We start from the raw sequence: 19,124 nt of genomic DNA on the forward strand, positions 1-19,124 counted from the left end.
CTTTCCTGTGCTGTGGTGCCTTATTCCTCGTCGTCGTCCGTGCCGGCGTGCTCCTGCTCGGAATCGAGCAGGCGGCGGGAGAGCTGGGCTGCTGCCGCCTGGTCGATGAGCCAGCGGGTCTTGGTTCGCCCGCGGGCACCGGCTGCCGGCACCTGGATGGGTCCGGCGCCTGCCAGGGCCAGGCCCACGGCGCCGGCCTTATCGTCGCCGGCAACTCCCAGCCAGACCTCTTCAGCGGTATTGATCGTTTCCAGGGTCAGGGAGATACGTTCCGGCGGCGGCTTGGGCGCGTCCCGAACTGCCACGGTGGTTGCACCGACCGTCCGCACCCCCGGCATTTCCGGGAAAAGTGAGGCAATGTGCGCATCCGGACCGACACCGAGCAGCAGTACATCGAAGCGGGGCAGCCGCGGGTCAACCGGCTCGAAACCCTGAGCAAGCTCCTCGGCTGCGGCCGCTTCGGCCAGCTGCAGGGCATAATCCGCTGCCGCTTCTTCCACAGTGGCTACCTCGTTGGACGTGGCCACGGCATGAATGCGTTCGGCTGGCACCCCAAGGGGTGCCAGCATGGCCTGCCTGGCCTGAAGGGAGTTCAGCTCCGGATCGCCCTGCGGCAGGAACCGTTCATCGCCCCACCAGAAGTTGACGCGGGTCCAGTCCACCGCAGTCCGGGCAGGATTCGCAGTGACGGCCTCCAGTGCGGCGATCCCCACGCTTCCGCCCGTGAGAACAACCGTGGCCTCGCCGCGGCGGCTTTGCACGTCAACGAGTTTGGTGATCAGACGGGCAGCAATGGCCGAGACCAGTGCCTGCGGGTCCGGGTGGATGCTGACGCCGTTGGGGGAGTGCCTCATGCGCTGGCCCCTTCCTGGGACAGGCACGCGGCCAGTCCCTCAGTGAGTACTTCTCCAAACACTTCGTCCGGGTCCAGCCGGCGCAGTTCCTCGGCGAGGCAGTCCCGCAGGGTACGCCGCGGAAGCGAAATCTGCTGTTCGGGCTGGCCGGGCTGGGTAAGGTGGGCCGTGACCTGGTCCGGGCGTGCCAGCACCACGTCTCCCTCCGGCCTGCGGAACTGCACCCGGTGGATTCCAGTGCCCGCTTCGCCTTCGATGATTTCCACCGGTACGGCCAGGGCCTTCTTCAGCCACGCGGCGAGCAGGAAAGTGCTGGCCGAATCCGAAGCACCTTCGACCACGGCGGATTGCACCGGCGACGATCCTGCGCCGTCAAGGACGGCTGCCAGCTGGACCCTCCAGTTGGTCAGCCGCGTCCAGCTCAGGTCCGTATCGCCCGCCGCATAGGTGTCCGCCAGGTGCAGCAGCGCCTCCTTGGGGTTGGGCTCGGTCGCAGCGTCGGTAATCCGCCGGTGCGCTATGCACCCCAGCGGAGTCTCTGCCGGGTTCTCCGGAACGCCGTGCGGCCACCACACCACAATGGGCGCATCCGGCAGCAGCAGCGCCGAGACCAGGGACTCGCTTTCACCGGCAAGTTCCCCGTGCCCGGACAGGACAATAACCTCGGAGGCGCCGGCGTCTCCGCCGACCCTTATCTGCGCATCGAGCCGGGTGGGATCAGCGGGGCTGCCTTCGGCAAGCACGATAATCCGGCAGGGGTGTTCCCGGCTGGCTTCGTTGGCTGCAGCAATGGCCTCTTCGACGAAGTCGGGCTGCGTGTCCACCACCAGAGTCAGCACCCGGCCAAGAGTCACCACGCCGCCCTTTTCGCGCATGGCAACTATTTCCTTGGACACCTTGGACGTAGTGGTGTCCGGCAGGTCTACTATCACGGCCTTCTCCAGGTCCTTCCATCTTGGGCAAGCAGTTCGTTGGCGGAGTCGGGACCCCAGCTGCCCGGGGCATACGGCTCAGGCTGCTCATCGAGCGATGCCCAGTACTCCTCGAAGGGATCCACAATCTTCCAGGACAGCTCCACTTCCTGATGGCGGGGGAAGAGCGGCGGTTCGCCCAGCAGCACGTCCAGGATGAGCCGTTCGTAGGCTTCGGGACTGGATTCGGTGAAGGAATGGCCGTAGCCGAAGTCCATCGACACGTCGCGGACCTCCATCTGGGTCCCGGGCACCTTGGAGCCGAACCGGATGGTGGCGCCTTCGTCCGGCTGCACCCGGATCACAACCGCATTCTGGCCGAAATCGTCATCATTGTGCTCACGGAACAGCAGGTTGGGGGAGCGTTTGAAGACCACGGCGATCTCCGTGACGCGGCGGCCGAGCCGCTTGCCGGCACGCAGGTAGAACGGGACACCGGCCCACCGGCGCGTGTTGATGTCCAGGCGGATGGCGGCGAAGGTTTCAGTCCTGGATTCGGGATTGAAGCCCTCCTCCTCCAGGAAACCGGTGACCTTTTCACCGCCCTGCCAGCCGCCGGTGTACTGGCCCCGTGCCGAGCTGCGGGAGAGGTCCTTGGGCAGCCGGACCGCAGCCAGGACCTTTTCCTTCTCAGCCCGCAGGTGGTCAGCGTCAAAGGAGATGGGCTCTTCCATGGCGGTGAGTGCCAGCAGCTGGAGCAGGTGGTTCTGGATGACGTCGCGGGCCGCACCCACGCCGTCGTAATAGCCGGCGCGCCCGCCGATGCCGATGTCCTCCGCCATGGTGATCTGCACGTGGTCCACGTGGTTGGCGTTCCAGATTGGTTCGAACAGCTGGTTGGCGAACCGCAGGGCCAGGATGTTCTGGACGGTTTCCTTGCCCAGGTAATGGTCGATGCGGAACACCGAGTCGGCCGGGAACACCGATTCCACCACGTTGTTCAGTTCGCGTGCGGACTTCAGGTCGTGGCCGAACGGCTTCTCGATCACCACCCGCCGCCACTTGCCCTGCGAGGTTTTCGCCAGCCCGTGTTCGGAGAGCTGTTGGCAGACCTGTTCGAAGGATTTGGGCGGGACGGAAAGGTAGAAGGCATGGTTGCCGCGCGTTCCGCGTTGGGTGTCGAGGTCTTCCAGTGTTGCCTTGAGCTGTCCGAAAGCCTCGTCGCTGTCGAAACCGCCTTCAACGAAACGGATACCTTCGGCCAGCTGCTTCCAGACGTTCTCGTTGAAGTCGGTGCGGGCGTGGGCCTGCACCGACTCCTTCACCTGCGCGGCGAATTCCTCGTGGCTCCAGGGCCGGCGGCCGAAACCGACCAGCGAAAAGCTCGGCGGAAGCAGCCCGCGGTTGGCCAGGTCATAGACGGCAGGGATCAGTTTCTTCCGCGCCAGGTCTCCGGTCACCCCGAAGATTACCAGGGAGGACGGCCCGGCGATCCGGCTCAGCCGCCGGTCCCGCGGATCCCGGAGCGGGTTCCTCCTGCCGGTTTTCTCCTTTGCGGCCATTTACTTGTTACCGCCTTCAGCGGAGAGGGACCGCACGACGTTTTCGATTTCGCGGACGCCCTCCTCGCGGTTGAGCAGGTGCAGGCGCAGCACGGGGCGTCCCTGATCGGCCAGCACGGAGGCATCGCCGGCGGCCTGGGCGCTGATGAGCTCGCCGAAGGTGAAGGGCCGGTCGGGGATCGCGACGTCGGTGGCGGGACGGCCGGTGATCTGCAGGTAGACGCCTTCCGCCGGTCCGCCCTTATGGAACTGGCCGGTGGAGTGCAGGAACCGCGGTCCCCACCCGAAGGTCACCGGACGGCCGGTGGCGGCCGCGAGGTCGGCACGGATATCGGCCAGGCCAGCCTGCCGGTCGCGGTCCAGGTAGGCCTGGACACTCAGGTAGCCCTCCGGCCCCAGTTCGCCCAGCAGCGCCGTCAGTGCACCGCGCAGGGTGTTGGCCGTTCCCAGCAGGGACGCCGGGCCGCGAACCTCAACGGAACCGTCAATAAAGGCGGGTTCCGTGGGCTCCGGGGTCGCATCCAGCAGTCCGCGTGCCGCTTTTTTGGCGGCTTCCACGTCCGGCTGGTCAAACGGATTGATGTGCAGCAGGCGTCCGGCCACGGCCGTGGCAAACTCCCACAGCACCATTTGTGCGCCGAGGCTGCCCGCAACCAGTACCTGGTTTCCTTCCGGGAGGGCCTCGGAGTCCGCGGGGACAATGCGTACGGTCAGGATGTCGGCCGCGTCCGAGGTGATCTCCGGTGCGCCGGCCTCAACGACAACGGGCAGCACACCGGTCCCGAGCTTGCCCGTGGACTCGGCGATCAGCTGCTCGGCCCAGTCGGGGAAACCTGCCAGTCCGGAACCTTCGTCCACAATGACAATCTTGTTGCGCAGCGGCTCGGTACCGCCCAGCGCTGCGCCGAGCTCCAGGCCCATGTTGTCCGGGGCGTCGTCACGCAGGATCTCCACGGTCATTTCCGCGTCATCCAGCAGGGTTTCGATGTCGGCCCCGGCCAGGCCGGAAGGCACCAGTCCGAAGGCGGTCAGCGCCGAGTAACGTCCGCCCACGTTCGGGTCGGCGTTGAAGACGGCACGGTAGCCGGCTTCCCGCGCGGCTGCATCCAGGGGTGATCCGGGATCGGTCACGACGACGATGCGGGACTTGGCGTCAATCCCGGCATCGGTAAAGGCCTGTTCGAAGACCCGGCGCTGGGAGTCCGTCTCTACGGTGGAGCCGGACTTGGAGGACACCACAATCACGGTTTCCGCCAGGCGCTCACCCAGGGCGGCTGCCACCACGTCCGGGTCGGTGGAATCAAGGACCGTCAGGTCCACTCCCGCTGTGCGGGTAATAACCTCCGGCGCCAGGGAGGAGCCGCCCATGCCGGCCAGGACCACGCGGGTCACCGACTCGGCGGCGAGCTCCTCCCGAAGCGCCGCAATCTGTCCCAGCAGCGGCCGGGAACTTTCCCCCGGGTTCAGCCAGCCCAGGCGGATCGACGCCTCAGCTTCGGCGTCAGGACCCCAGAGAGTGGGGTCCTGGGCTACCAGGCGCGACGCTACTTCGTCGCCCACGAGTTCGGGCACATGGGCATCTACTGCTGCACGTGCTGCTCCGGCTGCTTCAAAGGACAGTGTGGTCATTTTTTCCTACGCCTCTTTCGCGGTATCCAGTGCGGTCTGAACGGTTTCAAGAAGTTCGCCCCAGCTGACCACGAATTTATCGAGGCCTTCGGTTTCCAGCTGCTCCACGACGTCGTTGTAGGAGATGCCCAGCCCGTCCAGGCGGTCCAGGACGCCGTTGGACTCTTCGTACGTACCCGCAATGGTGTTGCCGGTAACCTCGCCGTGGTCTGCGGTGGCTTCCAGGGTCTTCTCCGGCATGGTGTTCACCGTCTCCGGAGCCACGAGTCCCGTGACGTACAGGGTGTCCGGCAGGGCCGGGTCCTTGACGCCGGTGGACGCCCAGAGCGGGCGCTGCGCGTTGGCACCGGCTGCAGCCAGCACCTGCCAGCGTTCGGTCGCGAACTGTTCCTCGAAGACCTGGTAGGCCAGGCGGGCGTTGGCCAGGCCGGCCTTGCCCTTCAGGGCCGTGGCTTCGTCGGTGCCGATGCCGTCCAGGCGCTTGTCAATCTCGGCGTCCACGCGGGAGACGAAGAAGGAAGCCACGGAGTGGATGGTGGAAAGGTCGTGTCCGTTCTCCTTGGCTTGCTCAATACCGACCATAAACGCGTTGATGACCTCGCGGTAGCGCTCCAGGGAGAAGATCAGGGTCACGTTGACGCTGATACCCGCAGCCAGCGTGGCGGAAATGGCCGGCAGCCCTTCCTTCGTGGCGGGGATCTTGATCAGCACGTTCGCGCGGCCGACCTTGTCGAAGAGTTCCTTCGCCTCGTTGATGGTGCCCTGGGTATCCCGGGACAGCCGCGGATCAACCTCAATGGAGACCCGTCCGTCAACACCGTGGGTTGCCTCGTACACGGGAGCAAACACGTCGCAGGCCTGGATGACGTCATCGGTGGTGATTTCGAAGACGGACTTGTCGACGTCGGCACCGGAGCGGGAAAGCTGCTGCACCTGGGCGGCGTAGGACTCGCCGTTGGCCAGGGCGGCAGCGAAAATGCTCGGGTTGGTGGTCACGCCGACGACGTTCTTCTCGTCGATGAGCTTCTTCAGGGAGCCGGACACAATCCGTTCGCGGGAAAGATCGTCCAGCCAGATGGACACACCGGCTTGGGAAAGCGCGGCAGTGGGTGTGGAAGTCATGGTGGTGCTCCTTTGTGAAGGGGTTACTGCTGGTCGCCGGTCTCGGTGGACTGTGCCCCGGAAGCGGCACCGGGGGTGCCGTCGGGAGCAGAGCCGCTGCCGCCGGCGGCGGTCAGGGAATCGCGGGCAGCCTGTGCCACGGCGTCGGAGGTGATGCCGAACTCGCGGTACAGCGTCTTGTAGTCGGCCGAGGCGCCGAAGTGCTCCAGGGACACGCTGCGGCCGGCGTCGCCGATGATCTCGCGCCAGCCCATGGCAATGCCGGCCTCAACGGAAACCCGGGCACGGATGTCCTTGGGCAGTACGGATTCCCGGTAGGCCTCGTCCTGGTTGTTGAACCACTCGATGCTGGGCATGGACACAACGCGTGCCGCCACGCCCTCAGCTGCCAGGACCTCGCGGGCCTCCACCGCCAGCTGCACCTCGGAGCCGGTGCCGATCAGGATCACGTCCGGCGTCACGACGGCGCCGTCGCGGACGGCCTCAGCCAGTACGTACCCGCCGCGTGCCGCGCCTTCGGCCGATGCGAACGCCTCGGCTGTGGCGCCGCCCTCGCCGCGGGCGTAGGTGGGGATGTTCTGCCGGGTGAGGACAATGCCGGCCGGGTTCTCGGTGTTCTCCAAAATGGTCCGCCAGGCAACGGCTACCTCATTGGCGTCTCCGGGACGGACGACGTCGAGTCCCGGAATGGCGCGCAGGGAAGCCAGCTGCTCCACCGGCTGGTGGGTGGGTCCGTCTTCGCCGAGCCCGATGGAGTCATGGGTCCAGACGTAGATGGAGGGAACACCCATCAGGGCGCCGAGGCGGATGGCCGGACGCTGGTAGTCGCTGAAGATCAGGAACGTTCCGGAGAAGGCCCGGGTGTTGCTGTGCATCGTGATGCCGTTGACGATCGACGCGGCAGCGTGTTCCCGGATGCCGAAGTGCAGCACCCGCCCGTACGGGTTACCGGACCAGGCGTTGGTCTGCTTGCCGGCCGGGATGAAGGAGGGAGAGCCTTCGATGGTGGTGTTGTTGGATTCGGCGAGGTCCGCCGAGCCGCCCCAGAGTTCGGGCAGTGCCGGGCCGATGGCGGAAAGAACCTTGCCGGAGGCTGCACGGGTGGACATGTCCTTGCCGGCCTCGAAGACGGGAAGGCTGTCTTCCCAGCCCTCGGGAAGTTCACCCTTCTCCAGGCGGGACAGCAGGGCAGCACCCTCGGCGTTGGCATCCTGCCAGGCCTGGAATCCTTCGTTCCACTCATCGTGGGCCTTCGCGCCCCGGCTGACCACCTGGCGTGCGTGCTCGAGGACCTCGGGGTCGACGTCGAAGCTCTTCTCCGGGTCGAAGCCCAGGGTTTCCTTCAGCGCGGCCACTTCGTCGGCACCCAGGGCAGAGCCGTGGATCTTGCCGGTGTTCTGCTTGTTCGGTGCAGGCCAGCCGATGATGGTGCGCAGGGAGATGATGGACGGCCGGTTCGTCTCGGCCTTGGCTGCCATCAGTGCGTTGTAGAGCTCATTGACGTCTTCGACGTATTCGCCGGTCCTGGTCCAGTCCACCCGCTGGGTGTGCCAGCCGTAGGCTTCGTAGCGCTTGAGCACGTCTTCGGTGAAGGCAATGTCGGTGTCGTCTTCGATGGAGATGTGGTTCTCGTCGTAAATCACCACGAGGTTGCCCAGTTCCTGGTGGCCGGCCAGCGAGGAGGCCTCAGCCGTGACGCCTTCCTGCAGGTCGCCGTCGGAGGCAATGACCCAGATGGTGTGGTCGAACGGGCTGGTGCCCTCGGCGGCGTCGGCATCGAGCAGGCCGCGCAGGCGGCGCTGGGCAAACGCAAACCCGACAGAGGACGCGAGGCCCTGGCCGAGGGGGCCGGTGGTGATCTCCACGCCGTCGGTATGCCGGTACTCGGGGTGCCCCGGGGTCTTGGAGCCCCAGGTGCGCAGGGACTTCAGGTCCTCGAGTTCCAGGCCGTAGCCGGAGAGGAAGAGTTCAATGTAAAGGGTCAGTGAAGTGTGCCCGGGGGAGAGGACAAAGCGGTCGCGGCCAATCCAGTGGGGATCGCTCGGATCGTGGCGCATAACCTTCTGGAACAGGAGGTACGCGGCCGGGGCCAGGCTCATGGCCGTACCCGGGTGTCCGTTGCCGACCTTTTCCACGGCGTCGGCGGCCAGGACGCGGACGGTGTCCACTGCCTTGCGGTCCGTATCCGTCCAGGTCAGTTCTTGCTCTTCCATATGTGGCACGTTTACGGGCCCCTCTCTGTGCAGATAACCGGCACCGTACAGTGCCGGACATGCCCGGAAACCCCCGCGGACAGCGGGTGTTACCGGTGCCTTTACCACTACAACCAACGTTGGAAGGAAATCGATTCCCCACCGGGGGATTCGCTGCTTCCGTTATTCGCAGCTTCACGCTGCGGAAACCTTTTTCATACTGCGGGTCGCTTTCGCAGCCGCGATACCTTATTTGGCTGCAGGAAAGGTCCGCTCCAACCTTATCCTCTGCGGATGCTTCCTGCCTGCCTTATTGCCGCACGATGACGGGCCCGCAACGCTGCGAACGCGGCAACGGAGCCGATTTGGGCGGCGTTGACTCCCGGTCCGGACACTGTGCGGGTAGCCTGCTGTCACCCGCAAATGCGGCGGCGCCGCGCGCGTATATACGCCCCGGCGGGCTGTACTTCGATTTCTACAGCCGATAGAGGCTATGATGAGGACGGACTTTTTCGTTCCAGATTGGATACAGTGATCGCTTCGTGACTACCCAGCATGCCGAATCCCCTGTCTACTCGGGGAAGATGACGGCGGGCCGCAAGGTCCGGGCATACGTGGCGCTCACCAAACCCCGCGTCATCGAGCTCCTGCTCGTAACCACCCTGCCCACCATGATCTTTGCCCAGCAGGGACTGCCCTCGCTTGGCCTGATCCTGGTCACGATGGTTGGCGGTGCGCTGGCGGCAGGAAGTGCCGGCGCCTTTAACTGCTACATCGACCGCGACATGGACAAGTTGATGAAGCGGACCAAAAACCGTCCGCTCGTCACCGGCGAGGTCTCCCCGCGGGAGGCAATGGTCTTCGCCTGGGTGCTGGGCATTGTTTCCATTGCCATGCTGTGGTTCGGGGCCAACCCCCTCACCGGGCTGCTTGGCCTCGGCGCCATCCTGCTCTACGTGGTCTTCTACACGCTGATCCTCAAACGGCGGACCACGCAGAACATTGTCTGGGGCGGTGCGGCCGGCTGCATGCCCGTCCTTATTGCCTGGGCCGCCGTGACCGGCAAGGTCGAATGGCCGGCCATCATCCTCTTTATGATCATCTTCCTCTGGACCCCGCCGCACTACTGGCCGCTGTCCATGAAGTACGGGGAGGACTACCGCAACGCCAGCGTTCCCATGCTCGGTGCCGTGGCCGGCGCCCAGCTGGTTTCGGTCCAGGTGGTGCTCTACGCGTACGCCACCGTGGCCTGCTCGCTGCTGCTGGTACCCGTGGGCGGCGCCGGCTGGGTCTACACCGGCGCGGCCGTACTTTCCGGTGTCTGGTTTATTGCCGAGTCCCACAAGCTGCACTCCCGTGCACAGCGTGAAGACCTCAGCGACAAGTCGGCCATGAAGGTCTTCCACCTGTCGATCAGTTACCTCACCATCCTTTTCCTCGCCCTGGCCGTGGACCCCTTTGTTGGCGGTGCACTGGTCTAGGAGCGGTTTCTGCGCGCTGTACGTGCGCAGCAGCAGACTGGCAGCGGCCGGGGCCTTCGGGCTCCGGCCGCTTTTGCATGTTCGGGCTTCGTGGTCCGGGCTGCTTCGTGCGGGGCTCGCCGCGCTTTTTCGGCTGCCGGCTGCCGGCTTCGGCTCAGGGCCAAATACCCGGACACTGGCATCAATACAGCAGCAGGCGCGGCCCGGACCAGATCCTGACAGCATCCGGTGCACTGCGGGTATCCCGAACGGATAATTGCGCAGGATCAGCTGCACGGGCTTCGGTGGCACTGGTTCGGGGCAGCCTGGGGCTGGGGCTGAAGCCGGAGCCGGCACCGGTTCGGCACACCCTAACGCCCGGGACGGGGATAAGGATAGGGACGGGCCCGTCCCAAGACCCCTAAACGCCCCGCCGCCCGCCAGATACCGCCGCCCACCAGACCCCGGCGCACCAAAAAAGGGCCGGCCTCCGCAGTCCAATGCGGGGGCCGGCCCTTTCAACGGGCAGTGCAGCGGCGGTTAGTCCACAGGCGCAGCAGCGGCCGCGGGGACGGTATCGCCACCGGGGACCTGCCTGGCGAAGCCGACGAACACAGCCTGCGCCGCAGCGGCCGTCAGCAGGCAGGCGCCGAGCATGTGCAGCGCCACCAGGGCGATGGGCAGATGCAGGAAGTGCTGGACGTACCCGATGACGGCCTGTGCCAGGACAACAACGGTCACCAGCACCACGGCATTGCGCAGCCGGGCATCGGTTACCCGGCGGAAGACCAGGTACAGGGCAACGGCCAGGGTGAAGACCAGCAGGTAGACGGGCACTACGTGGATGCGTGTCATCAGGTCCGGGTTCAGCCCGTTGCGGGCCGCTCCGTGGTCCCCGGCATGGGGGCCGGAGCCGGTCACAACCACGCCCAGCACCACGGTGATGGCCGCAAGCACGCCCACGGCGCCCAGCAGCGGGCGAAGAGTCCTCCCAGCGAGCGGAGCGTGGCGCACTGCCAGGTCTTCCGGCGAGAGCCAGGCCCGGTTCACAAGGACGACGGCGGCGACAATCAGCAGCATGGACACAATGAAGTGCAGGCCCACAACCCAGGGGTTCAGTCCCGTGAGGACGGTAATGCCGCCGATGACGGCCTGCGCCGGAATGCCTGCCAGCAGGCCGATGGACAGCCACCACAGGTCGCGGCGTTCGGCCCGCAGGCGCCACACGGAGAAAAGGGTGGCGAACGCAATGGCGGTCAGGACAAACGTGAGCAGGCGGTTGCCGAACTCAATGATTCCGTGGACGCCCATTTCCGGGGTGGTGACCAGCGAATCAGCGGTACACAGCGGCCACTCGGGGCAACCGAGTCCGGAAGCGGTCAGTCGGACGGCGCCACCGGTGACCACAATGACGATGTTGGCTACTAGGGAGGCGACTGCCAGTGAACGGATGAGCCGGCCCGTTGCAGGCTGTCGGCTGTTGGATTGCCGGGCCGGAACACCGGCCGAGGTCTGTGACACGGTAGCTAACTCCATTTGAACCAGCGGACAGCACCCAGGCCGCCCAGTATTGTCCACGCCAGAAGAATCAGCGTGGCGGAAATATTGAACTGCGAGTCGATCAGAGCCGAGCGCAGGGCATCCCCAAGCGCAGCCGAGGGAAGGACTTCCACAAACGGCTGCACGATGCCGGGCAGGTTGCCTACGGGGATGATGATACCGCCGGCCGCAGCCAGCAGGATCCAGAGCAGGTTGGTGATGGCCAGGGTGGCCTCGGGCCGGACAGTGCCTGCCACCAGCAGTCCCAGCGCGGTAAAGGCAATGGCGCCGAGCAGGAGCTGCAGTACCGCCGGCACCAGCCCGCTGAGCTCCGGGCGCCAGCCGAAGAGCAGCGCCACTATGGAGACGAGCGCAACCTGGATCACCAGGACCGCGAGCACTGCGATCACCTTGCCGGCGATCAGCCCGGCCCTGCCAAGGGGAGTGGTGGACAGGTACCGCAGCACCCCGTAGCGGCGGTCGAAGCCGGTGGCGATGCCCTGGCCGGTGAACGCCGTGGACATGGCACAGAGCGCGAAAATCCCCGGGGTGGCCATATTGATCCGGCTGGTCCCGTAGCCGTCCAACAGGGGAGTGACCACCAGGGCAACCATGGCCAGCAGCGGCAGCACCACGGCAAGGATCAGCTGCTCCCCGTTGCGCAGCATCATGACTGCTTCGTAGCGGCCCTGATTCAGGATGCGCGCGGGCAGCGAAGCGGGAGCACTCAACGGATTGTCCTTCCGGAAAGGTCGAGGAAGACATCCTCCAGCGTGCGGGAGGCCATGTGGACCGAGGCCGGCAGAATCCCGCGCCGGGCCCACCATGCGGCCACGTCAGCGAGGTCCTGCGGGGTAAGCGCGCCGCGCAGGGCATAGTGCCCGGGGGCCGCTTCGGCCACGTCCAGGTGCTGCAGCGTCCCTGAAGCCAAACCGGTGAGGTCCAGGCCCGGATCGGCGTCGAACGTCAGCAGCCGCTGTTCGGCCTGGTGCCCGGTGGCGGAGGTCAGTTCGGCGACTGTGCCGGAGGCGACGGTTTTCCCGGCGTCAATGATGTACACGTAGTCCGCAAGCTTCTGCGCGTCATCCATCAGGTGCGTAGTGAGAATGATGCCCAGTCCCTCCGCACGCAGTTCGGCGATCAGGTCAAAGACAATCTGCCGCGACTGCGGGTCCAGCCCGGCACTGGGTTCATCCAGGAACAGCACTTCCGGCCGGCCAATCAGCGCGGCGGCCATGGCCAGGCGCTGTTTCTGCCCGCCCGAGAGGCGGCGGATCCCGGTATTGGCGAAGCTGCGGATGCCCAGGCGTTCCACCAGCTCGGACACCGGCCGGGGCGCCTCGTACATACGGGCCACATGCTCCAGCAGGGCCACGGGCCGGGCTGACGGCGGCAGCCCGCCGTCCTGCAGCATCACGCCGACACGGCTGCGGAGCCTGGCGTCAGCGCGGTACGGGTCCTGCCCCAGCAGCCGCACTTCACCGCCGTTAATGGATTGCAGGCCCTGGGCGCATTCAAGCGTGGTGGTCTTGCCGGCGCCGTTGGCACCGAGCAGGGCGGTGACCTGACCGCGGCGGGCTGTGAAGTCTACGCCGGCGAGTACGCGGATCATTTTGCCGTCGAGACCAGCAACCGGGCCACAGTCCTTGATCAGACCTTTAATGGTCAGGCAGGGTTCATCGATAGGCACCTGCATATTCTACGTTAGGTAGTAGTGGTTCCGGCACGGGAAGGCAGGCAATGGGAAGCCTTGCCTTAGTGGAAACGGGGAACAGATTAGGTCATGCTTGTGTTGTGTATTCTGTGAGCAACTCTGAAACCAAGGCGGCGGCCGCGCCAGGCGCTGCCCGCGAAGCGGAGGAACGCACCAGGGACAAGGTACTCGGTGCGGTTCTGGAACACGGCCCGGTGAGCGCGGCCGAGCTGGGCGAACGGCTGGGCTTCACACCCGCAGCCGTGCGCCGCCACCTTGACGCACTTTCCGCCAAGGGGTTGATCCAGGTAAAACTGGTCCGCAACTCGGCCTCCGGAGCCGGACGGCCGGCACGGCGCTATGTCCTCAGCCCGCAGGGCCAGGCGTATCTGGGCAACGATTACCTGGATATTGCCACGGAGGCACTGCGGCAGCTCGGTGCCGGACTCGGACCCCAGGCCATTGAGGCGTTCGCCGCGAACCGGTTCGCCGAAATGGAGAAGCGGTACCGTCCCGTGGTCGACGCCGCGGGGCCGGAAACGGCGGACCGGGCCGAGGCGCTGGCTGCGGAGCTGACCAAGGACGGTTTCGTTGCGTCCACCACGATGATCGGCGCCACGGCAAAAAAGAGCACGCTTCTCAGCGTCCAGCTCTGCCAGGCCCATTGTCCGATCCAGGGCCTGGCCACGGCCTACCCCGTCTTCTGTGACAAGGAGACCGAAGTTTTCGCCCGCCTTCTGGACGTGGATGTCCGCAGACTTTCCACGCTGTCCAGGGGCGGACACGTTTGTACGACCCACATTCCCGTGGGCCGGACCAGATCTGCGCCGCAGGTACCCCTGCACGCCGAGACCACCCAGACCACATCCATTCATCAGCAAGAAAGGCCGTGATGACGGATCAAGTAACCCAGAAGCCATCGGCACCTGCCACGGTGCCGGATTCTGTGATTTCAGACATCCTGGAGAAAAACCCTGAGCTAGAGGGTATTGGCAACTATGAGTACGGCTGGGCCGACTCCGACGTCGCCGGTGCAACCGCCCGCCGCGGCCTGAGCGAGGAAGTCGTCCGCGACATCTCCGCGAAGAAGAACGAGCCGCAGTGGATGCTGGACCTCCGCCTCAAGGGCCTGAAGTACTTCGACCGCAAGCCCATGCCGACCTGGGGCGCAGACCTCTCCGGCATCGACTTCGACAACATCAAGTACTTTGTGCGCTCCACCGAGAAGCAGGCGAACACCTGGGAGGACCTGCCCGAGGACATCCGTAACACGTACGAGAAGCTCGGCATCCCCGAAGCGGAGCGTGGCCGCCTGGTCTCCGGCGTTGCCGCCCAGTACGAGTCCGAGGTTGTTTACCACCAGCTCCGCGAGGACCTGGAACGCCAGGGCGTTATCTTCCTGGATACCGACACCGCACTGAAGGAACACCCGGAAATGTTCCAGGAGTACTTCGGCACGGTTATCCCGGTGGGCGATAACAAGTTCGGCTCGCTGAACACCGCCGTGTGGTCCGGCGGCTCCTTCGTGTACGTCCCCAAGGGCGTCCACGTGGAAATCCCGCTGCAGGCCTACTTCCGCATCAACACGGAAAACATGGGTCAGTTCGAGCGCACGCTGATCATTGCGGACGAAGATTCCTACGTCCACTACATCGAGGGCTGCACCGCGCCGATCTACACCTCGGACTCGCTGCACTCCGCCGTTGTCGAAATCATCGTGAAGAAGGGCGCCCGCGTCCGCTACACGACCATCCAGAACTGGTCCAACAACGTGTACAACCTGGTCACCAAGCGTGCCATTGCACACGAGGGCGCCACCATGGAGTGGATTGACGGCAACATCGGTTCCAAGGTCACCATGAAGTACCCGGCTGTCTACCTGGTCGGCGAGCACGCCAAGGGTGAGACCCTGTCCATCGCCTTCGCCGGCGAGGGCCAGCACCAGGACACCGGATCCAAGATGGTCCACATTGCCCCCAACACCAAGAGCTCCATCATCTCCAAGTCCGTGGCCCGCGGCGGCGGCCGTGCTGCCTACCGCGGCCTGGTCCAGGTCCGTGAAGGCGCCAAGCACTCGGCCAACACCGTGCGCTGCGACGCCCTGCTGGTGGACACCATCTCCCGCTCGGACACGTACCCGTACGTGGACATCCGCGAAGATGACGTCACCATGGGCCACGAAGCCACTGTTTCCCGCGTCAGCGAGGAGCAGCTGTTCTACCTCATGTCCCGCGGCCTTCCCGAGGACGAGGCAATGGCAATGATCGTGCGCGGCTTCATTGAGCCGATCGCCCGTGAGCTGCCGATGGAATATGCCCTTGAACTCAACCGCCTCATCGAACTCCAGATGGAAGGAGCCGTCGGTTAATGTCGAAGCTTAACGACGTCGTCGAAACAGTGACCGAGAAGGTCAGCAACGTAGTGGAGGAGGTCAAGGCGAAGGTCGGCTCCTCCGAGTCCAACCGCATCCGCATTGACGGCTTCACCGAGGAAGGCGAAAACCTTTCCCCGCTGAATGACGATTCCTCGCCCCTCGGCGGCGACAGCAGCAAGGCCCACAGCCACGGCGGCGGAGAGGGCATCCCGGACAGCTCCCGCGCCGGCCGGATGACCTCCTACCACCGGGCTGACTTCGGCAAACTGAACGGACGCGAAGAGGACTGGCGGTTCACCCCGCTTAAGCGCCTGCGCGGCCTGCACACTGCGGACCTGAACGGTTCCGCACCCGAGCTGGCAGTAGTGGCTCCGGACGGTGTGCTCGTGGAGAGCATTGCCCGCACCGATGCCCGCATCGGCTCGGCCGGTATTCCGGAGGACCGGGTGGCTGCGGCCGCCTGGGAGGACTTCAGTGAAGCCACCGCTGTGACCCTGCCTGCCGAAACCGTGGTGGACGGCAGCGTCACGCTGACCATCAACGGTGTCAGCAAGGATCCCGCCGCGCAGCACATTGTGATCACCGCGCAGAAGTTCTCCAAGGGTGTTGTGGTCCTGGACCACAAGGGTTCGGCCGTGCTGTCCCAGAACGTGGAGATCGTGGTTGAGGACGGTGCAGAGCTGACCGTGGTCTCGGTCCAGGACTGGGACGACGACGCCGTGCACGCCTCCGCCCAGTACGCCAGGATCGGCCGCGACGCGAAGTTCAAGCATGTTGTCGTCAGCCTTGGCGGCGACCTGGTGCGCATCACGCCGTCGTCCAAGTTCACCGCCACCGGCGGTGACGTGGAAATGTTCGGCCTGTACTACGCCGACGCCGGCCAGCACCTGGAACAGCGTCTGTTCGTGGACCACGCAGTACCCAACTGCAAGTCCCGCGTGATGTACAAGGGCGCCCTGCAGGGCCGCGACGCGCACACCGTGTGGGTTGGCGACGTCCTGATCCGCAAGGAAGCAGAAGGCACCGACACCTACGAGGTCAACCGCAACCTGCTGCTGACCGACGGCGGCCGTGCCGACTCCGTTCCGAACCTGGAAATCGAAACCGGACTGATCGAGGGTGCCGGCCACGCCAGCGCCACCGGCCGGTTCGACGATGAGCACCTGTTCTACCTGATGGCCCGCGGCATCCCCGAGGAAACCGCCCGCCGTCTGGTGGTCCGCGGCTTCCTCACCGAGATCATCCAGCAGATCAAGGTTCCGGCCCTGGAAGAGCGTCTCACCGACGCCGTCGAGCGCGAGCTCGAAGCCTCCGGAGCCTACTAGGACCTCACCGAAGGTGCCGGATCCTTCCGGCGCCTTCGGATGTCCCGCCTTCCATCCCCAAAGCTTAGTAACGCACCACAGGGTGCAAAGGAGAAAGCCAACTCGCATGTCTACTCTTGAGATCAAGGATCTTCACGTCAGCATTGAGACCGAACAGGGCCGCAAGCCGATCCTGAAGGGTGTCAGCCTGACCATCAACACCGGTGAGACGCACGCCATCATGGGCCCCAACGGCTCCGGTAAGTCCACCCTGGCCTCCACCATTGCCGGCCACCCGCGCTACACCGTGGACAGCGGCTCCATCACCCTCGACGGTGAAGACGTCCTGTCCATGAGCGTGGACGAGCGTGCACGCGCCGGCCTCTTCCTGGCCATGCAGTACCCGGTAGAGGTCCCCGGCGTCACCATGACCAACTTCCTGCGGACCGCCAAGACCGCACTGGACGGCGAGGCTCCCTCGCTGCGTCACTGGACCAAGGACGTCAAGGCAGCCATGTCCGACCTGCGCATTGACGCCGACTTTGCCCAGCGCAACGTCAACGAAGGCTTCTCCGGCGGTGAAAAGAAGCGTGTGGAGATCCTGCAGCTCGAGCTCTTCCACCCGAAGTTCGCCATCCTGGATGAGACCGACTCCGGCCTCGACGTGGACGCGCTGAAGGTTGTCTCCGAGGGCGTCAACCGTGAGCACTCCAAGGGCGGCATGGGTACGCTGCTGATCACGCACTACACGCGTATCCTGCGTTACATCAAGCCTGACTTCGTCCACGTTTTTGTTGACGGCCACATCGCCGAGCAGGGCGGCCCCGAACTGGCAGACCGGCTCGAAGAAGAAGGCTACGACCGCTTCACCGGCGCCAACGCCGCAGCCGGCGCGTAACTGATACACGCGACACAGAGCAGCTGAAGGAGCAACATATGAGCGACTCCGATCTGGCCCAGACGTCCCTGGAGGACGTCGAAGAGGCCCTCAAGGACGTCATTGACCCCGAACTGGGGGTGAACGTGGTGGACCTCGGCCTGCTCTACGGGCTGAAGTACGCCGACGACGGCGCCCTGCTCATCGACATGACGCTGACGACGGCGGCCTGCCCGCTGACGGACGTGCTCGAAGAGCAGACCGCCCAGGCACTCGACGGCGTTGTCGACGAGTGGCGTCTGAACTGGGTATGGATGCCGCCGTGGGGACCTGAAAAGATCACCGACGACGGACGCGACCAGATGCGGGCCCTCGGCTTCAACATCTAGCAGGTTCGCTGCACCATCCACGAAGGGCCGCCACCGGAATCACTCCGGCGGCGGCCCTTCTGCGTGTCGCGGCGGCGGCACACTCCGGCGGTGCTACGTTCTCGCCATGGGGAACACTATGGCCGGCGGGACCACGCATTTTCATGACCGGTATATCGACGCCTGGAATGAGGCCATGAGCACCGGGCGCAGCGCACCGATCGAGGAGTTCCTTTCCCCGGAGTATCACGGCTGGCTGGGGCAGGAGGCTGCTGCCACCGCCCCCTTTGATGCCGCCACCGCCCGGGAAGGCTTTGCCGGCACCGTGGCAGACATGCAGGGGTGTAGCGTACACGCGGATTTCCGCACCGTGACTCCGCGGGGGCGGGATGAGGCAGTTGTCTTCTATGAAATGACCTACCGCAGCGGCGCCGAGATCACCGGCCGAGCCCTGCTGCTGGAGTCATGGCGGCTCACGGACGGGGCGTGGCGGCTCTGCCGCGACTTCACGGAAGTGAATGTCGGCCAGCCCGCTGCCTGATCCTTCCCCGCGGGAGTCCGGCGGACCCTTGTACCTCTTCGACTACGGCATGGTGATCTCCACCGCCCCCACACCGGGGGACTGGGCGGCCCTGGAACGCGAAACCGGCCTGGACCTGGCCGCGCCGGGGAGTTCCTACTGGCGGCACCGGGAAGAGTTCGACGCCGGCCGGCTCAGTCCCGGGAGCTACTGGGCCAGGGTAGTGGGAACGCCGGCGGTGGACGCCGGCAAGGTCTCCACTCTGGAGGAGCTCGACGCCCGGCAGTGGGCACACCTGAACCCGGCGACACTGCGGGTCCTGGAGACGCTCAGCGGCGAAGGGGCCCGCCTGGCCCTGCTGTCCAACATGCCGGCCGGGATGGCGGAACGGTACCGGCGGGAATCCCGGTGGATGAAGTTCTTCCGCACCGCCTGGTTCAGCGGAGAGCTCGGCCTGCTCAAACCTGCGCCGGAGATCTTCGGGCACGTCCTGGCCGGGATGCATGCTGCGCCCGAAGACGTTGTCTTCATCGACGACAACGCGCGGAACATTGAGGCGGCGCAGAACCTGGGGATCCGGACGGTGCATTTGGGACCATGGACCAATCTCCTGCAGGAACTGGCGGACCTGCGGGACTAGCTGCCCCGTGCAGGACCGCCATTCGGGCGGGTCTGCCCTCCCTTAGAGGTTCGGCCGCTAGTTACCGTTACCGCCGTTA

The 19,124-nt window shown here is 65.4% G+C and carries 17 protein-coding genes; 8 read left to right on the top strand and 9 right to left on the bottom strand.

Annotated features, from left to right (window positions below; all coding sequences use genetic code 11):
* Window positions 1-20: 20 nt before the first annotated feature.
* From pgl to tkt, 6 genes are read right to left on the bottom strand one after another with little or no spacing between them, the layout of a single operon-like run.
* Window positions 21-854, bottom strand: coding sequence for a 6-phosphogluconolactonase (pgl, locus tag MUK71_RS08510; RefSeq protein WP_227901913.1), 834 nt, complete (start codon window positions 852-854; stop codon window positions 21-23).
* A complete protein-coding gene (locus MUK71_RS08515; RefSeq protein ID WP_227901912.1) occupies window positions 851-1,786 on the bottom strand; it encodes a glucose-6-phosphate dehydrogenase assembly protein OpcA in 936 nt (311 codons plus the stop codon). The genes pgl and MUK71_RS08515 overlap by 4 nt, the downstream gene beginning before the upstream one ends.
* Window positions 1,783-3,327 carry a glucose-6-phosphate dehydrogenase gene (zwf, locus tag MUK71_RS08520; protein WP_227927818.1) on the bottom strand — a complete coding sequence of 515 codons (1,545 nt, stop codon included), beginning with the start codon at window positions 3,325-3,327 and terminating at the stop codon, window positions 1,783-1,785. The genes MUK71_RS08515 and zwf overlap by 4 nt, the downstream gene beginning before the upstream one ends.
* The gene (locus tag MUK71_RS08525; RefSeq protein WP_227927817.1) at window positions 3,328-4,956 is read right to left on the bottom strand and encodes a glucose-6-phosphate isomerase; all 1,629 of its coding nucleotides are present in this window, start codon (window positions 4,954-4,956) and stop codon (window positions 3,328-3,330) included.
* 6 nt (window positions 4,957-4,962) lie between these two features.
* Window positions 4,963-6,078 (bottom strand): transaldolase, encoded by a 1,116-nt coding sequence (tal, locus tag MUK71_RS08530; RefSeq protein ID WP_227901909.1) that lies wholly within the window; start codon window positions 6,076-6,078, stop codon window positions 4,963-4,965.
* Window positions 6,079-6,101: 23 nt separating this feature from the next.
* Entirely contained in the window at window positions 6,102-8,291 is a 2,190-nt protein-coding gene (gene tkt / locus MUK71_RS08535; RefSeq protein WP_227927816.1) for a transketolase, read from the bottom strand.
* 563 nt (window positions 8,292-8,854) lie between these two features.
* Between tkt and MUK71_RS08540 the strand changes: the two genes are divergently transcribed.
* Window positions 8,855-9,751 carry a heme o synthase gene (locus tag MUK71_RS08540; protein ID WP_227928078.1) on the top strand — a complete coding sequence of 299 codons (897 nt, stop codon included), beginning with the start codon at window positions 8,855-8,857 and terminating at the stop codon, window positions 9,749-9,751.
* Between the two features lie 519 nt (window positions 9,752-10,270).
* Here the strand turns inward: MUK71_RS08540 and MUK71_RS08545 are convergent.
* From MUK71_RS08545 to MUK71_RS08555, 3 genes are read right to left on the bottom strand one after another with little or no spacing between them, the layout of a single operon-like run.
* A complete protein-coding gene (locus tag MUK71_RS08545) occupies window positions 10,271-11,266 on the bottom strand; it encodes a COX15/CtaA family protein (RefSeq protein ID WP_423724590.1) in 996 nt (331 codons plus the stop codon).
* Complete coding sequence (locus MUK71_RS08550) at window positions 11,257-12,000, bottom strand: ABC transporter permease (protein ID WP_227927814.1); 744 nt, start codon at window positions 11,998-12,000, stop codon at window positions 11,257-11,259. The genes MUK71_RS08545 and MUK71_RS08550 overlap by 10 nt, the downstream gene beginning before the upstream one ends.
* On the bottom strand, window positions 11,997-12,959 hold the full coding sequence (locus tag MUK71_RS08555) for an ABC transporter ATP-binding protein (protein WP_432418045.1): 963 nt from the start codon (window positions 12,957-12,959) through the stop codon (window positions 11,997-11,999). The genes MUK71_RS08550 and MUK71_RS08555 overlap by 4 nt, the downstream gene beginning before the upstream one ends.
* A gap of 104 nt (window positions 12,960-13,063) precedes the next feature.
* Here MUK71_RS08555 and MUK71_RS08560 point away from each other — a divergent pair, with 104 nt between their 5' ends.
* From MUK71_RS08560 to MUK71_RS08590, 7 genes are all read left to right on the top strand, one after another.
* Window positions 13,064-13,855, top strand: coding sequence for a helix-turn-helix transcriptional regulator (locus tag MUK71_RS08560; RefSeq protein WP_227901904.1), 792 nt, complete (start codon window positions 13,064-13,066; stop codon window positions 13,853-13,855).
* Window positions 13,855-15,330 carry a Fe-S cluster assembly protein SufB gene (gene sufB, locus MUK71_RS08565; protein ID WP_227901903.1) on the top strand — a complete coding sequence of 492 codons (1,476 nt, stop codon included), beginning with the start codon at window positions 13,855-13,857 and terminating at the stop codon, window positions 15,328-15,330. Before MUK71_RS08560 ends, sufB begins: the two co-directional genes overlap by 1 nt.
* Complete coding sequence (gene sufD, locus MUK71_RS08570; protein WP_227901902.1) at window positions 15,330-16,661, top strand: Fe-S cluster assembly protein SufD; 1,332 nt, start codon at window positions 15,330-15,332, stop codon at window positions 16,659-16,661. Before sufB ends, sufD begins: the two co-directional genes overlap by 1 nt.
* Before the next feature lie 106 nt (window positions 16,662-16,767).
* Window positions 16,768-17,538 carry a Fe-S cluster assembly ATPase SufC gene (gene sufC, locus MUK71_RS08575; protein WP_227901901.1) on the top strand — a complete coding sequence of 257 codons (771 nt, stop codon included), beginning with the start codon at window positions 16,768-16,770 and terminating at the stop codon, window positions 17,536-17,538.
* A 38-nt stretch (window positions 17,539-17,576) separates the two neighbouring features.
* A complete protein-coding gene (locus tag MUK71_RS08580; protein WP_227901900.1) occupies window positions 17,577-17,906 on the top strand; it encodes a metal-sulfur cluster assembly factor in 330 nt (109 codons plus the stop codon).
* Window positions 17,907-18,012: 106 nt separating this feature from the next.
* The gene (locus tag MUK71_RS08585; RefSeq protein WP_227927813.1) at window positions 18,013-18,426 is read left to right on the top strand and encodes a hypothetical protein; all 414 of its coding nucleotides are present in this window, start codon (window positions 18,013-18,015) and stop codon (window positions 18,424-18,426) included.
* Window positions 18,404-19,045 carry an HAD family hydrolase gene (locus MUK71_RS08590; RefSeq protein ID WP_227927812.1) on the top strand — a complete coding sequence of 214 codons (642 nt, stop codon included), beginning with the start codon at window positions 18,404-18,406 and terminating at the stop codon, window positions 19,043-19,045. The genes MUK71_RS08585 and MUK71_RS08590 overlap by 23 nt, the downstream gene beginning before the upstream one ends.
* The last annotated feature ends 79 nt before the right edge of the window (window positions 19,046-19,124 follow it).

It is taken from the genome of Arthrobacter zhangbolii, assembly GCF_022869865.1.
GTDB classification, from domain to species: Bacteria; Actinomycetota; Actinomycetes; order Actinomycetales; family Micrococcaceae; genus Arthrobacter_B; species Arthrobacter_B zhangbolii.

What these genes read in the sequence shown, in the direction of transcription:
- pgl (WP_227901913.1), bottom strand. Translation starts at nt 854, where the DNA reads ATGAGGCACTCCCCCAACGGCGTCAGCATCCACCCGGACCCGCAGGCA.
- zwf (WP_227927818.1), bottom strand. Translation starts at nt 3,327, where the DNA reads ATGGCCGCAAAGGAGAAAACCGGCAGGAGGAACCCGCTCCGGGATCCG.
- MUK71_RS08525 (WP_227927817.1), bottom strand. Translation starts at nt 4,956, where the DNA reads ATGACCACACTGTCCTTTGAAGCAGCCGGAGCAGCACGTGCAGCAGTA.
- tal (WP_227901909.1), bottom strand. Translation starts at nt 6,078, where the DNA reads ATGACTTCCACACCCACTGCCGCGCTTTCCCAAGCCGGTGTGTCCATC.
- tkt (WP_227927816.1), bottom strand. Translation starts at nt 8,291, where the DNA reads ATGGAAGAGCAAGAACTGACCTGGACGGATACGGACCGCAAGGCAGTG.
- MUK71_RS08540 (WP_227928078.1), top strand. Translation starts at nt 8,855, where the DNA reads ATGACGGCGGGCCGCAAGGTCCGGGCATACGTGGCGCTCACCAAACCC.
- MUK71_RS08545 (WP_423724590.1), bottom strand. Translation starts at nt 11,266, where the DNA reads ATGGAGTTAGCTACCGTGTCACAGACCTCGGCCGGTGTTCCGGCCCGG.
- sufB (WP_227901903.1), top strand. Translation starts at nt 13,855, where the DNA reads ATGACGGATCAAGTAACCCAGAAGCCATCGGCACCTGCCACGGTGCCG.
- sufD (WP_227901902.1), top strand. Translation starts at nt 15,330, where the DNA reads ATGTCGAAGCTTAACGACGTCGTCGAAACAGTGACCGAGAAGGTCAGC.
- sufC (WP_227901901.1), top strand. Translation starts at nt 16,768, where the DNA reads ATGTCTACTCTTGAGATCAAGGATCTTCACGTCAGCATTGAGACCGAA.
- MUK71_RS08580 (WP_227901900.1), top strand. Translation starts at nt 17,577, where the DNA reads ATGAGCGACTCCGATCTGGCCCAGACGTCCCTGGAGGACGTCGAAGAG.
- MUK71_RS08585 (WP_227927813.1), top strand. Translation starts at nt 18,013, where the DNA reads ATGGGGAACACTATGGCCGGCGGGACCACGCATTTTCATGACCGGTAT.
- MUK71_RS08590 (WP_227927812.1), top strand. Translation starts at nt 18,404, where the DNA reads ATGTCGGCCAGCCCGCTGCCTGATCCTTCCCCGCGGGAGTCCGGCGGA.